This is a genomic window from Empedobacter sp. UBA3239 (genome assembly GCF_002362875.1).
Classification (GTDB): Bacteria; Bacteroidota; Bacteroidia; order Flavobacteriales; family Weeksellaceae; genus Empedobacter; species Empedobacter falsenii_B.
The window spans coordinates 1-14,043 of the sequence record NZ_DEVJ01000026.1 but is presented as its reverse complement, the minus strand read 5'-3'; the positions used below and the strand labels follow the sequence as shown (position 1 = coordinate 14,043).

General features: G+C 30.2%; 16 protein-coding genes and 2 pseudogenes. 7 read left to right on the top strand and 11 right to left on the bottom strand.

Annotated features, from left to right (window positions below):
- Positions 1 to 96, top strand: a pseudogene (locus B4G36_RS14055) (IS982 family transposase); the annotation flags it as partial.
- 24 nt (positions 97 to 120) lie between these two features.
- Here B4G36_RS14055 and B4G36_RS03840 read toward each other — a convergent pair.
- Entirely contained in the window at positions 121 to 1,170 is a 1,050-nt protein-coding gene (locus B4G36_RS03840) for an acyltransferase family protein (protein WP_291062136.1), read from the bottom strand.
- The gene (locus B4G36_RS03835; protein WP_291062134.1) at positions 1,170 to 1,775 is read right to left on the bottom strand and encodes an IMPACT family protein; all 606 of its coding nucleotides are present in this window, start codon (positions 1,773 to 1,775) and stop codon (positions 1,170 to 1,172) included. Before B4G36_RS03835 ends, B4G36_RS03840 begins: the two co-directional genes overlap by 1 nt.
- A 191-nt stretch (positions 1,776 to 1,966) precedes the next feature.
- Between B4G36_RS03835 and B4G36_RS03830 the strand changes: the two genes are divergently transcribed.
- Positions 1,967 to 2,335, top strand: coding sequence for a hypothetical protein (locus tag B4G36_RS03830; protein WP_291062132.1), 369 nt, complete (start codon positions 1,967 to 1,969; stop codon positions 2,333 to 2,335).
- Positions 2,336 to 2,374: 39 nt separating this feature from the next.
- Here the strand turns inward: B4G36_RS03830 and ribD are convergent, their stop codons facing one another.
- From ribD to B4G36_RS03790, 8 genes are all read right to left on the bottom strand, one after another.
- Positions 2,375 to 3,427: a bifunctional diaminohydroxyphosphoribosylaminopyrimidine deaminase/5-amino-6-(5-phosphoribosylamino)uracil reductase RibD gene (gene ribD / locus B4G36_RS03825; RefSeq protein WP_291062130.1), complete on the bottom strand. Its 1,053-nt coding sequence runs from the start codon at positions 3,425 to 3,427 to the stop codon at positions 2,375 to 2,377.
- A gap of 9 nt (positions 3,428 to 3,436) precedes the next feature.
- Entirely contained in the window at positions 3,437 to 5,299 is a 1,863-nt protein-coding gene (locus B4G36_RS03820) for a DUF349 domain-containing protein (protein ID WP_291062128.1), read from the bottom strand.
- A gap of 54 nt (positions 5,300 to 5,353) precedes the next feature.
- Positions 5,354 to 6,091, bottom strand: coding sequence for a shikimate dehydrogenase family protein (locus B4G36_RS03815; RefSeq protein WP_219034901.1), 738 nt, complete (start codon positions 6,089 to 6,091; stop codon positions 5,354 to 5,356).
- On the bottom strand, positions 6,088 to 6,765 hold the full coding sequence (locus tag B4G36_RS03810) for a VTT domain-containing protein (protein ID WP_291062127.1): 678 nt from the start codon (positions 6,763 to 6,765) through the stop codon (positions 6,088 to 6,090). Before B4G36_RS03810 ends, B4G36_RS03815 begins: the two co-directional genes overlap by 4 nt.
- Positions 6,766 to 6,775: 10 nt before the next feature.
- Positions 6,776 to 8,086, bottom strand: a complete 1,311-nt coding sequence (gene murA, locus B4G36_RS03805) for a UDP-N-acetylglucosamine 1-carboxyvinyltransferase (protein WP_291062124.1) — start codon at positions 8,084 to 8,086, stop codon at positions 6,776 to 6,778.
- Between the two features lie 24 nt (positions 8,087 to 8,110).
- On the bottom strand, positions 8,111 to 8,848 hold the full coding sequence (locus B4G36_RS03800; protein ID WP_038336666.1) for a DUF4290 domain-containing protein: 738 nt from the start codon (positions 8,846 to 8,848) through the stop codon (positions 8,111 to 8,113).
- Positions 8,849 to 9,118: 270 nt separating this feature from the next.
- The gene (locus B4G36_RS03795; protein WP_286486023.1) at positions 9,119 to 9,325 is read right to left on the bottom strand and encodes a helix-turn-helix domain-containing protein; all 207 of its coding nucleotides are present in this window, start codon (positions 9,323 to 9,325) and stop codon (positions 9,119 to 9,121) included.
- Positions 9,326 to 9,327: 2 nt separating this feature from the next.
- Entirely contained in the window at positions 9,328 to 9,945 is a 618-nt protein-coding gene (locus B4G36_RS03790) for a DUF2975 domain-containing protein (RefSeq protein WP_291062122.1), read from the bottom strand.
- Between the two features lie 210 nt (positions 9,946 to 10,155).
- Here B4G36_RS03790 and B4G36_RS03785 point away from each other — a divergent pair, with 210 nt between their 5' ends.
- The 5 genes from B4G36_RS03785 to B4G36_RS03765 all read left to right on the top strand — a co-directional run bounded on the left by B4G36_RS03785 (position 10,156) and on the right by B4G36_RS03765 (position 13,728).
- On the top strand, positions 10,156 to 10,482 hold the full coding sequence (locus B4G36_RS03785) for a hypothetical protein (RefSeq protein ID WP_291062119.1): 327 nt from the start codon (positions 10,156 to 10,158) through the stop codon (positions 10,480 to 10,482).
- Between the two features lie 87 nt (positions 10,483 to 10,569).
- Positions 10,570 to 10,917 (top strand): hydrogenase maturation nickel metallochaperone HypA, encoded by a 348-nt coding sequence (locus tag B4G36_RS03780; RefSeq protein WP_291062116.1) that lies wholly within the window; start codon positions 10,570 to 10,572, stop codon positions 10,915 to 10,917.
- Positions 10,918 to 10,937: 20 nt separating this feature from the next.
- Positions 10,938 to 11,657, top strand: a complete 720-nt coding sequence (gene hypB / locus B4G36_RS03775; RefSeq protein WP_052217937.1) for a hydrogenase nickel incorporation protein HypB — start codon at positions 10,938 to 10,940, stop codon at positions 11,655 to 11,657.
- A 480-nt stretch (positions 11,658 to 12,137) separates the two neighbouring features.
- A complete protein-coding gene (locus B4G36_RS03770) occupies positions 12,138 to 13,085 on the top strand; it encodes an ABC transporter substrate-binding protein (RefSeq protein WP_291062115.1) in 948 nt (315 codons plus the stop codon).
- A 52-nt stretch (positions 13,086 to 13,137) separates the two neighbouring features.
- On the top strand, positions 13,138 to 13,728 hold the full coding sequence (locus tag B4G36_RS03765; protein ID WP_291062113.1) for a FecCD family ABC transporter permease: 591 nt from the start codon (positions 13,138 to 13,140) through the stop codon (positions 13,726 to 13,728).
- Positions 13,729 to 13,749: 21 nt separating this feature from the next.
- Here B4G36_RS03765 and B4G36_RS03760 read toward each other — a convergent pair.
- A pseudogene (locus tag B4G36_RS03760) lies at positions 13,750 to 14,043 on the bottom strand (integrase core domain-containing protein); the annotation flags it as partial.

Genomic DNA, 14,043 nt, shown 5'->3' with positions numbered 1-14,043 from the left:
AGGATACTATCAAAAATACTAAAGCTCACAATTCTTAAAACAATAAACACAAACCAAAATAGGAATATTAACAACTTAAAAATTAATATTACCTAAATGCACTAGGGGTTTGAATAAATATTATTTTACTTTATTTTTGATCCACTTGGCAACGGGCTTCTCAAAATATTCAAACGTTAATGCACTTAAAATTAAAGCAATAACAAAATAAATTCCAATTTTATGAAAATCATTGATTTTAGGTAAATATTGATTTCCATATTTTATCACAATCATATGAATCATGTAAAACGCAAAACTGATTTCACCTAAATAAACCAGAATTTTGTGTTGAAGTATTCTCGAAAATAAACCTTTTTGTAATGCAAAAATTAGAACAATTCCAACCATCGGAATCCAATAATAAATTACGTAACGAAAAGCTCTCGCAATATCATTGTGGAAGTAAAAAAAGATTGCCAAAACTGTAATTACAGCGATTTCTATTAAAGTTCCTTTTGAAAAACTGATAGGCGTATCTTTTATCTTTTTATAGATTTGACAGGTAATAATTCCTAAAATAAAATCGAAACTGCGAACAATTGGATTGATGTAAAAAATTGCTTTTTCCAACTTCATATTTGTTCTGAAATAAGGTTCTGCAAAAATGATAATCGGAATAATTAGTAATAAAATATATTTCAGTTTCGGAAATTTATGTAACCAAATCACATAAAAAGGAAACATTAAATAGAAAAATAATTCGGTCGAAATACTCCACGAAACGTTATTAATAGAGAAATAAAAGTCTTTTACCGGAATGTAAGATTGTAATAAAAATAAGTTTGCACCTGCAATATCCCAATGAAAATAACCTTGCCAAACATTGATGATAATAAACGGCAACATAACACAAAAGGTTAGGACATGAAGCGGATAAATACGAGCAATTCGCGCGATATAAAACTTCTTTTTATCAAAATTTGGATTGTCGATGACTTTCTTTTCGTAATTAAGCGCCAAAACAAATCCGCTCAAAATAAAGAAAAAACCAACACCAAGATAACCTTCGAAAAAGACGTTATTTTTTAGATAATTATACCAAGCTAAATCGGTTTTTACAAACGTTAAATGGCTTAAAAAAACAACAAAAGCAAAGAAAAAACGTAAAGAAGTTAAGCTGTTTAGCATCAGTCAATAATTTTAATTTCCATTTGATAATACTCGTCAAACATGCGAATAAATTCTTCCAATTTACTTTCTCTTACCGAAATTGTAAACATGCATTTATCAGAAAAATGTTTGTCTTTAATATCACCAGAAATACGATCGACATTGCGCTCTACAATTCCTTGTTGATCATAGTTAAAAACCATTTTCACACGTTTTGAAACAAATTTTTCTACAATATTTGCTTCTTCTAACACAACTTGTGCCGCATATTTATAGGCTTTTACCAAACCAGGAATTCCTAATTTTGTTCCGCCAAAATAACGTACAGAAACAATTAAAACATTGGTGATTTCGCTTGATAAAATTTGATTATAAATTGGTAAACCAGCCGAACCACTTGGCTCTCCGTCATCATTTGCACGATGATTTTTACCATCTATTCCAAGAGCGTACGCGTAACAATGATGATTTGCATCGGGATGAATTTCGTGTAATTGATCCAAATAAATTTTGATGTCATCTTCATTCTCAACTGGATAAGCAAAATTAATAAACTTACTACCCAATTCTTTGAAAATTACATCTTCCACCGCTTTCTCGATTGTACGATAATTGTCCGTCATGTTGTATTGAAAAGTAGCGCAAAGATAGTTTAAATAGTACTTTTAAAGAAAAAAGGTTTTATATTTATGAATGGTGAAAAAATTTAATATAAATGAAAGCTTATTTATTTTTATTCATACTAATGTGTTCGAGTATTCTTTTTTGCCAGAGTATTTCAAAGAAGGAATTTAAAAGGATCATTAATAATTCAATGAAAGATTATAATTATAGAATTATTACAGATAATCAAGATAGTATGTTTTACAAAACTGAAAATCTGAAGATTTATAATAGTTCAATTGGAAAATCTAAATTTCAATTTTGTCGTACAATAGAATTTAGATTTTTGAAAAATAATAAAGCAAATTTAATTGATTGCCAAAATTGTAATGAACCATCATTTTGCTATGTAACAAAAAAACAAAATATTTTTAATTATAAAATTGATAATATTGGTGGGAAATTAATATTTAAGCTACAAAATAAATTTTATAAAATGAGTTTTCTTGTTGAATCAATAAATAACATAGAATTTAAGAAGAATAAATTTTCTGAAATAATTATTAAACGAAAATTTTAATAAATTCAAATAAATCATAAATAAAAAAGAACCTCATTTCTAAGGTTCTTGTATATCTAATCTATTTTCGAAAATATTTAATTCATCATTCAAAAAACGATGCTTTTCAGTTCGAATTCCTTTCAGTCGAGGAGCTAAAATTCCTTCATTCCAAATGGTATCCGAACTCAAAATTCGTGCTTCATCCCACAAATTAGCATCAATAAAATGTTGTATGGTATCACTTCCACCTTCAATAATCAAGGATTGAACATTGTTTTCGTATAAATAATCCATCACTTGTGGCAATATTTTTTGCGTAAAATCTAATTGAACAAGTTCTAAATTTTCTTCAGAACAATTTTCAATCGAATTAAAAATAACAGTAGGTTGTGTTTGATCAAACAAATGGAAACTTCTCGGAATTGCTAAGTTTTTGTCAATCGCAATTCTCAACGGATTATTTCCTTTCCATAATCGTGTGTTAAGTTGTGGATTATCAATTAAAGCAGTGTTTTTTCCAACCAAAATAGCTTGTTCTTCCGTTCGCCATTTATGTACTAACTGTTTTGTATATTGGTTTGTAATCCACAATTGTACATCATCACGCCCCATGTATCCGTCTTCTGTTTGCGCCCATTTTAAGATAATATATGGACGTTTTTTCTGATGAAATGTTATAAAACGTTTATTGAGTTTGATACATTCTTTTTCCAAAACACCCAGCGTTACATCAACACCATTTTTCAACAAACGTAAATAACCTTGTCCATTTACTTTCGCAAAAGGATCTAGAGTTCCGATTACAACTTTTGGAATCTCTTTTTCTATAATCAAATCCGCACAAGGAGGCGTTTTTCCGTGATGTGAACATGGTTCTAACGTAACATATAACGTAGATTCCTTTAATAATTCTTGATTTTTAACCGAATTAATTGCGTTCACTTCGGCGTGTGGTCCACCATATTCTGACGTAAAACCTTCGCCTATAATTTTGTTGTTATGTACAATAATAGAACCAACAAACGGATTAGGATATGTTGTTCCTAACCCGTTTGTTGCAATTTGTATACAACGAGCCATATATTGCTCATCGATAGATTGTTGTGTCATGCCTAAAAATTATGCATTAAAATCAATATTGAATAATGTTTTCAGTTTGATTTCTGCTTCAATTAATTTTTTACGTTTATCGTCAATTTGTTTGTAAACATCTTTTAATAAAGGATTGTTCTCATTTGCATTCGAAAAGAAATGTACATTATTATCCAATTGATTGATTTCTTTTTCTAAATCCTCAATTATTTTACGTGTTTTTCTAATCTCATCATCCAATAAATTTCCATTATTTCCAGATTTTACTTTATTGACAAATGATTTTAACTTATAATCGTTCAATTCATTTTTAGAAAGATTTAAAGCATCTATTTTTTTGTGGTAAACATTTGTAAATTCTTGATTGATTGAAATTTTTTCTGATGGAACTTTTCCTAAACTTGTCCAATTATGTTGGATTTCTTCTAGTTGTTTCAACGCTTCATCTTTGTTTTCAGAAATCGTTTGATTTTTGAAATCGTTTAAGAAAGCTTGTTTCTTTTCGAAATTTAGTTCCAATTTTTGATTCGCTTGTTCGTGACGTTTTTTGTAACGATCAAAGAATTGATTACATGTATCTTTGAATTCTTTCCAGATTTTGTCTGAATTTTTTCTTGGAACATGTCCAATTTTTTTCCAATCATTTTGGATTTTTTTAATCACTTGTACAGAAGCATTCCAATCCGTGCTTTCCGTATGTTGTTTTGCAATTTCTAACAAAGCCAATTTCTTTTCAAGATTCAGTTGTTGCTCTGATTTTAGATTTTTATAGAAATCATTTTTGATGTGATTAAATTGTCTTGTCACTTCTTTGAAAGCTTCCCAAGTTGCAGAATTTTTATCTTTCGGAACACGTCCAATTGTGATAAAGTTCTCACGCAAAGAGTTTATTTCAGAAATAGCTTTTTGCCAATCGCCATGCGATTTTGTTGTTGCTTGCTCAGAAATTTCTTTGATACGAGCGATAATTTGATTCTTCTTTTCTAAATTATCTTTTTGCTCTTGTTTTATTTTTTCATTCAATTCCCCTTTACGGTCATGAATTTTATTTGTTAATTCTTTGAATTTTTGCCACGTTGGTTCGCGCAAATCTTCTTGTACAGGGACGGCTTCTTCTTTCCATAAACGATGCAAATATTGCAATTCATTCAAAGCTTTTTGCACGTTTTGCTCTCCAATTAATTCTTCTGCACGTTTAATAATCGATTGACGAACTTCCAGATTATGTGCATAATCCAATGTTTGCAATTCCTTATTCATATCCAAATATGTGTAGAAATTATCTAAGTGGAAAAAATAATTTTTGAATACATTTTCAGCATTTTTGCTCGGAATTCTTCCTGCATTGTGCCAACGAGTTTTTAACTCACGAAATTTCTTGAACATTGCCGCCGAAGAATCACTTGGTTCTTGATACAAGGCTTTCAATTCGTCAATAATTTCTAAACGTTCCTTTAAATTATCAGATTCCTTTTTTTCGTTTTCTTTATGAAAAACTGCTAATTGATTTTTAAAATCGTTGTAAACAGCGTTAAATTTTGCTCTAAAAGATGTTTCGTATTTAAAATCTAATTCATCACCACCTTCACTTAAGAAAGCTTCTTTTTTTGCAGCTTCATCTTCTTCTAATTTAGTTTTGAATGCATCACGAATTTGATTAAAATGCTCGCGAATCTCTTGAACATCATATTTGCTTAATAGATTTTTTGCTTCGTTAATCAAAACATCAAAACTAAATTTTTCGTAATCTTTGAACGAAATATCGCTTATTTTTTCTTGGTTCGTTAACTCTACCGTTTTGTAAGATTCCGTGTTAGAGTCGTTTGTATTTGCAGGTTTAGGTAATTGTTCTCCGTCTGCATTTTGCAGGTTATCCATTTCAGTATTCATAAGAAATTAAGTTTTGTTTCTCAAATCTAATAAAATTTGAGGACAATATCAAGTCTATTTTGTACGATTATTCCAAATTTCCCAAGCTTTTTCGGCTTGTAGAACCAACATTTCGTGACCATTTTTTATTTTGGCTCCATTTTGTTGACCATTTTCTAAAAATTTTGTCAATGGTGGATTGTAAATCAAGTCGTACAATAAATGATTTTCGTTGATAAATTGGTAGGGTAGAAGTGGAGCGATTTCAGTATTTGGAAAAGTACCAGCTGGCGAACAATTCACAATAATTTGATGATTATGAATGATTTCTTTATTTAATTCATCATATGAATAATGATTTTCAGTTTTTGTTCTTGAAACTATTTTATATTCAATTTTCAATAAATCAAGAATATAAAAAACCGCTTTTGCAGCACCTCCATTTCCTAACACCAATGCTTTTTTATGATGAGGTTCTAAAATAGGTTCTATCGAATGATGAAAACCATAACAATCTGTATTATGCCCGATTCGTTTTCCATCTTGTATCAAAACTGTATTAACCGCACCAATTGCTTTAGCTTCTGGTGATAATTCGTCCAAAAATGGAATGATTTCTTGTTTGTAAGGAATTGTAACATTAAAGCCCACTAAACCTTCGGTTTCGAATACTTTTTCTACTTCATCGATTTGCTGTAAATCAAAAACATTGTAGACAGCGTCTACAATGTTTTCGTTTTTAAATTTTTCAGCAAAATAAGATTTAGAAAATGAATAGGAAATATTTCTTCCGATTAATCCAAATTGTCTCATTCTTCTGTTTTATTTTTATTGAATTGAGCTTTCACAATTCGGATAATCAACGGCATATTCGCCAATAATATAATTCCGAAAATGAATTTCTCTAAATTATTTTTTACAATGTCAAACTGACCTAATGTGTGTCCCAAAAGAGAAATAACACCAACCCAAAGTACCGCGCCTATAAAACTATAGGTAATAAATGTGCGATAATTAAGGTTTGTAACACCGCAAATAAATGGAATTATTGTACGAACAACAGGCATAAAACGAGCGATAATAATTGCTTTTTTACCATTTTCGTTAAAAAATTCTGTTGCTTTTTCGATATGTTTCTTTTTAAGAAACCACGAGTCTTTTCGTCCTAAAATCCAGCCACCAAATTTTCGTCCAACATAATAATTTACGTTATCACCAAGAATTGCTGCAACCATCAGTAATGGAATAATATATTCTATATGCAAATGGTTTTGATCATCGCTTGCTGCAATCATTCCGATCGAAAAGATTAGTGCATCTCCAGGTAAAAAAGGCATTAAAAATGACATGATAATTAAGCCTGTTTCAGCAAAAATTATCAAGAATAAAATAGCATATATCCAATAACCGTAATTATTGATAATGTCCATTAAAACCTTGTCTGGGCGTTGAACAAAATTGGTGAAAAACTCAATAATAGATTGCATTTTTTATTTTTTAAGCTCTAATTATATCAGCTCCAATAGCACGTAAACGTACATCGATATCTTCATAACCACGGTCAATTTGATCGATATTATGAATAACAGTTTTTCCTTTTGCAGAAAGGGCAGCAATCAATAAAGACATACCAGCACGAATATCTGGCGAAGTTAATTCGGCTCCTTTCAACGGAGTTTCGTGATTAAGACCAATAACAGTTGCGCGATGTGGATCACATAAAATAATTTGCGCTCCCATATCAATTAATTTATCGACGAAGAATAAACGAGATTCGAACATTTTTTGGTGAATCAAAACACTTCCTTTTGCCTGTGTTGCAATTACCAAAATAATTGATAATAAATCTGGTGTAAATCCTGGCCAAGGAGCATCAGAAATAGTTAAAATAGAACCGTCAATAAAACGCTCGATTTCGTAATGTTCTTGAGCTGGAATATAAATATCGTCATCACGACGTTCTAATTTAATTCCTAATTTTCTGAAAACATCTGGAATAACACCTAAATTTTCCCACGAAACATTTTTGATTGTTAATTCAGATTTTGTCATGGCAGCTAAACCAATCCATGATCCAATTTCTATCATATCTGGTAAACATGAATGTTCAGTTCCCCCTAATTTTTCAACTCCTTCAATTGTTAAAAGATTCGAAGAGATTCCAGAAATTTTAGCACCCATTCTGTTCAACATTTTACACAATTGTTGAATGTAAGGCTCACAGGCAGCGTTGTAAATAGTTGTTGTTCCTTTTGCTAAAACTGCAGCCATAATAATATTTGCAGTTCCTGTTACAGAAGCTTCTTCTAATAACATATAAGAACCTTGTAATCCTTTTTCGTCGACTTCTACACCGTAAAAATCTTCGTCAGGATTGAAACGATATTTTGCTCCTAAAGCTAAGAAACCTTCGAAGTGCGTATCTAAACGACGACGTCCAATTTTATCTCCTCCTGGTTTTGGCATAAAAGCTTCTCCGAAACGAGCTAAAAGTGGTCCCATTAACATGATTGACCCACGTAATGCAGCACCATCTTTGCGAAATTGTTTTCCTTTTAAATAATCTAATCGTAATTCGTCAGCTTGAAAAGTGAAATCTCCTTTTCCATTTTTTTGTGTTTTTACGCCTAAATCACCCAAAATTTCAATCAAACGATTGACATCTCGGATGTCTGGAATATTTTTAACACGAACTTGTTCATTGGTTAATAAAACCGCACATAAAATTTGTAGTACTTCATTTTTAGCACCTTGCGGAGTAATTTCTCCTTTCAAAGGTTTCCCTCCCTTTATTTGAAATGTAGCCATTTAGTTGTATTAAATAGTTTTGATTTAACCTTTATTGTTTCGAACGTTTTGGTTTCGATTGTTGTTATTTTGATTATTTCGGTTATTGTTGTTTTGACGATTATTCGAATTTTGGTTATTATTTCGATTATTGTTATTTTGATGATTACGATTATTGTTTTGGTAACTTCTATTGTTTTGATTGTTATTTGAATGATTATTATTCGAATTCAAACGATCAGGAGAAACCAAATGATCATCAACTTTTCTCAAATCAATTTTACCATCAGATAATTCGTACAAATGATTGAAAATAACTTGATCGTCAACAGTATCTTTATTCCAAAGTAAATAACATTTTTTCATGTGATTGGCAATCGCAAAGTACAAACCTTCGCGTTTTTCGCCTTCTTCCCACGTTACAGCAACATCAATCATTTTACGAATATTGTTTCCGTAATATCTGTATTTATAGATGCTTTTTGGATATTCTACTTTGTTTGGTTTACTATTTACCGTATCTTTTTTTGTCGGAATTGGATAAGGAGATTTTACATCCAAATCAAATTCTGCCATGATAAAAAGTTGATCCCAAAGTTTATGTTGAAAATCTGGTACATCGCGCAAGTGAGGATTTAATTCTCCCATTACTTCAATTATAATTTCGGCAAATCCGTTGCGTTCTGTTTCGTCTGTTATTGTTTTACAATGATTTACCATTTCTTGAATATGACGACCATATTCTGGAATAATCAATTGTGAACGAAGTGTATTATATTCCATTAAATTTTCTAATGTATTGGTTACAAATTTACAAAATTCTATCCGATTATTTGGGTAGAAAAGGTGTATTGATTGCTAATTTTTTATTAAATTTTATTCCTTAAAAAAACGATTATAGTCGGAAGAAGATAAGCCGTAAAACAAGATTTTTGTCTATTTAATTCAAAACAGTTGAAAATCTTTATCACCAAGGAAAATTAAGTTAAAACCTTTTGGTTATCGACAAATATAGTATTTTCTTTTAATAAAAAGTAAATTTGGGTTTTTGTTTTAATCTTCCGTATAGTCAATGATATCACCAGGTTTACAATCCAAAGCTTTGCAAATTGCATTCAAAGTTTCGAAACGAATAGCCTTTGCTTTTCCATTTTTTAGAATAGATAAGTTAGATAATGTAATACCAACTTTATCACTCAAATCATTCAAAGACATTTTACGTTTTGCCATCATGACATCTAAATTGATAATAATTGCCATATTTATATCGTTAAATCGTTTTCTTGTTTCATTTGAATACTTTGTTTTAAGGCAATTGCAAAAGCAATAGTAAATAATCCTGTATATATATCAGAAGCATTAATCATATAACTTTTAGAAATAATAAAATTACTATTCACAAGATATTTTTCTAGTTGATTATTTTTTATGATAGTTAATAAAGAGTCGATCAAAGAAAAGCATATAACAGCAAATCCATTATACAATAAAGTATTGTATGTACTTTTTTCAAATAATTCACCATTAATAAATCTTTTAATTAATCGAATTGTAGAAAATAAATAAAAAATCATTACAACGCCTAAAAGTAAATATAAAACCCAAATATAAAATGGGTAAATGTCTAGACTTCTATCAGTATATACTTCTAAACTAATTTCGTTTGTTAAAATGTTCCCATCTATTCTTGGAATAGAAATAGTATTATTATCACTATTTTTTGGGAAGATATTAAAATATTCATAATTTCCTTCGGCTTCACCTTTATTAAAACCTCTTTTAAAATCATTTAATCCATTGTTAAAAAAGAAATCAATAAAAGGAAGAGTAATTAGTAATACTCCAATTAATTTTAAATAAAATTTAGATTTAGTTTCCATATTTAGTAATTATTTATTTTTCAAATTAAATATAAATATTTTCAATTACAAAACATTTTTATTGTAAAACAATAAAAATGTATCGACAAACAATTTTAAATTCGTTTTTGTAAACGACATAATTTTTATTGATTTGTAACGTTTTTGAACATTTATACGCTATTTTATATAATCGTTTTGGTGTAGCAAGTGGTACCTTTACAACCGTAAATGAAAACGATTTTTCACATATTTTCTGTCCTTTTTTTGATTGTTCTGTTTAGCTTTTCTAACAAAACAAATCAATCTTATGCGCATCAAAAAGTAGAAAAAGAGACAATAAAATGTGATAATACAACTAGCACTATTGAAGGATTCACATTTACTGTAGAACATTTAAAAATCAATGATTTTTCTTTTGACGAATTTATCAACGCAGATGTTAAGTTTAATTTTAATCAACAGATTTGTGTTCGTATTTTTTCTGATTTATTTTCTACTTCAACAAATAAAATTTGCCTGTTGAGCCATTATATCTACGGTTTACCATTTATCTGATAAACATAAAACTTTCTTATACATAACTATTTTCTAAGCATTTATTTTGTTTAGAAGGAGGAAATCTATTCAAAAAAATTAAAAATTATGCACGAATTAAGTATTGTCAAAGACATATTTGATACGTTGAACGAGCGCTATGATTCGAAGATAGAAGATATAGAAAAAGTTCAAATTACAGCTGGCCTTTTATCAAATGTTCAACCTGTTTTAATCCAAAATGAATCTGATGCATTTATAGCTGATAACCAAAATTATAATGAAATCGAGTTAGAGGTTTTGGTCAATGAAATTGTAGCGTATTGCGAAAAATGTCACAAAAATTTCAAAGTCAACTATCACAAATTTGTTTGCGAAGATTGTTCAACACCATCTAGCACAATTGTCAAAGGAAATGAGCTTTTTATCTCGCAAGTCATCTTTAAAAATAAATAATCATTAAACATATTTCAATTATGTCAACAAATACACAAAATCCAAAAAGTCTTGGGAATAGAGTAGGATCTGTTCAATGCGACAACACAACTTTACATTTATTAAAAGCCAACGATTATGTTGCAAATGCGATTCGCGAACGTCTGAAAGATGTTTGTATCATCAATGTTTGTTCGTCTCCAGGATCAGGAAAAACAACGTTGTTACAAGAAATTGGAAAACGTTTGGGGAAAGAATTGAATATTTCTGTTTTAGTTGGTGATCCAGAAACGGAGCGTGATGCAGTTCGTATGCGCGAAGTAGGGATTAATGCTTTACAAATTGTAACAGGTGGAATGTGTCACATCGAAGCGCAAATGATTTTACAAGCGTTAGATCATATTAATTTGGATGGAACAGATTTATTATTTATCGAAAATGTAGGAAATCTTCTTTGTCCATCTGCTTTTGATTTAGGTGAAGATTATCGTGTTACACTTATCGCTACAACTGAAGGTGATGACAAACCAAAGAAATATCCACGTATGTTCTTAACAAGTGAATTGATGTTGGTTTCTAAATCAGATTTATTACCATATGTTCCTTTTTCTATCGAGGCGGTTACAAAGGATGCAAGAGAGGTTAATCCAAACTTAGAAGTGCAAACAATCAGTACGTTGAATGGAGAAGGAATTGACGAATGGTGTCAATGGTTGAAAGAGAAAGTTCAGTTGAAAAAAGAAGCTGCACAACAAAAATAATAGATCGAAACAATGGAAAATCAGTTGGTAATTATAGATGAAATTCAGTCAAAAACTGAAGAAGTAGAAAATATTTTGGATCAATTAACGATTGAATGATTTGAGATTCGAAAACAAAAAATTACGCGAAAAACAACTACTGGTTTAACATTAGAACTTCGATTACAAACTAAAAATGAGTGGCAGAACGGCGATCGATTATTTCATGAAAACAAATTAATAGCTTCAGTTTACATAAAACCTTGTTTGTGTATTCAGTTTTCTGCAAAGTCGAAGTCCGATGCCGCTGATTTTTTTTAATTCGTTGGCAATCGTCACCTTCCTATTTATTGGAAAAACGACGACGATAATCAACTTTTGCTTCCTTATGATGGTCGTATGTATGAGCAACTTTTGACTCGTTATCAAGATAAAATACAACTTGTCGAAGCACAATTAATCAGTGAATTTTTATTAAAAAATTTGGTAAAAAATTAAATCATGAATTGTAAAATATTTCATTGTATAACCCTTATTTTATCATTCTTTATTTTCTTTCAAAGTTGTCATTCTTCTTCTTCAAAAAAGAGCGAACAACAAGGTGAAATAAAAGCGGAAGATAGTCGTGGAAAAATGGTTTCGTTACCACAAGAAGCAAAACGAGTGATTGTACTTTTTGAACCTTCTTTGGACGAAATTTACATGTTGCATGCCGAAGATAAAGTGGTTGGAATTCCGCAACAAGTTTTTCAGAATGAAGATAAATTTGAGTTCTATGCAAAATTAGATGAGCGAATTAAAAACAAAACAATTGCGACGCCAACTTTTGGAGGTGGATCAAGTAATATCGAAACAATTGTTGGTTTGCAACCTGATTTAGCGATTGTTTATGAACAAAATATCGAAACAATTCAGCAATTAGAAGAATTAAATATTCCAGTTTTTACCGTTTCAAGTTTAAGTCAAGATAAGATTTACAAAGAATTGCTTGGAATGGGAACTTTATTAGAAAAAAAACAACGTGCAGAGAAAGTGGTTTCTTATGTAAAAGCTGAGGCTAAAAAGTTGAAAGCTCCTGTAAATGAAAAACCTAAAAAAGTCTATTATGCGTGGTCGAAAGGACGTATTTTTTCGACATCTGGAAAAGGAACTTTGTTAGATTTAGCGATCAAATTATCGGGTGCAGAAAATGCTTGTCCGTTAGAAATGGAATCGTCAAATGTTGGTGCAGAATCGATCTATAAATGGAATCCAGATTTGATTGTTCTTTGGAATTTGTATCAACTAAAAGAATTGGATGCTTTGCCAGCGGTAAAATCAAAACAAGTTTTCGCTATGAATCCTGCGTTTTATTACGATCCGCATACAGTTAAGTTTTTATTATTTGCCAAACAACTTCGCAATTGGTGCTATCCTTCGGCTTATTCGACTGAACAATTAAACAAATAGGTACAAAATGATATCATGCAATTGTACCAAAAACCAGATTTATACAAGAAAAATGCAATCTAAATTGAAATCTTACGGTCTACTTTTGATTTTACCATTAACGGTTGTCATTCTTTCTATGACAATGGGTGCAACGAATTTTGTAGGTATTTCGGAATTGATTCGTTACAGTTCATCTGCAATGAGCAAGTTAATTTCGGGAACAACTAATTTACCTCAATCAAGTATCGAAACTATTTTGTGGCAAGTTCGTTTACCTCGTATTGTATTAACGTTTATTGTTGGTGCAGCTTTGGCATCATCTGGTAATGTTTTACAAGCAATTTTCAGAAACCCAATTGTAGATCCTTTTACATTAGGTATATCATCTGGTTCTGCTGTTGGCGCAGCTTTAGCAATGGTTGTTCCTGTATTATCTATCAATATTTCAGCATTTGTATTTGGAATTTGTGCTGTTTTATTAACGTATTTAATTTCAAAAACAAACCTCAAAAGTTCGTTAATCAATATGGTTTTATCAGGAATGATAATTTCTGAAGTTTTTACAGCCGTTTTGACACTTTTACAATACATCAGCGATCCATACAAATTGCAAATGATTGCGCAATGGACGATGGGAAATTTACATTGTCGTACTTCATAACCTCGTAGACTTTAAATATAATTATTTTAGTTTAGATTTTAGTATTTCATAAGGTGTTTTTCCTTTAAATGAACCATGAGGCCTATTGAAATTATAAAAGTTTTCCCATTCTTCCAGTTTCTGATTTAAATCCACATCATCTGTGTAGCTTAAAAGTTGATAAAACTCTTTTTTATCAGTCAAATGAAATCATTCAACTTTTGAATTTAACTGAGGTGTTCCTACTTTTATAAATCGGTGTCTCATATTTAAATCTTGAACATGCCAATGAAACTTTGATTGAAATTCGTGTCCATTATCTGTTTGAATTGTATT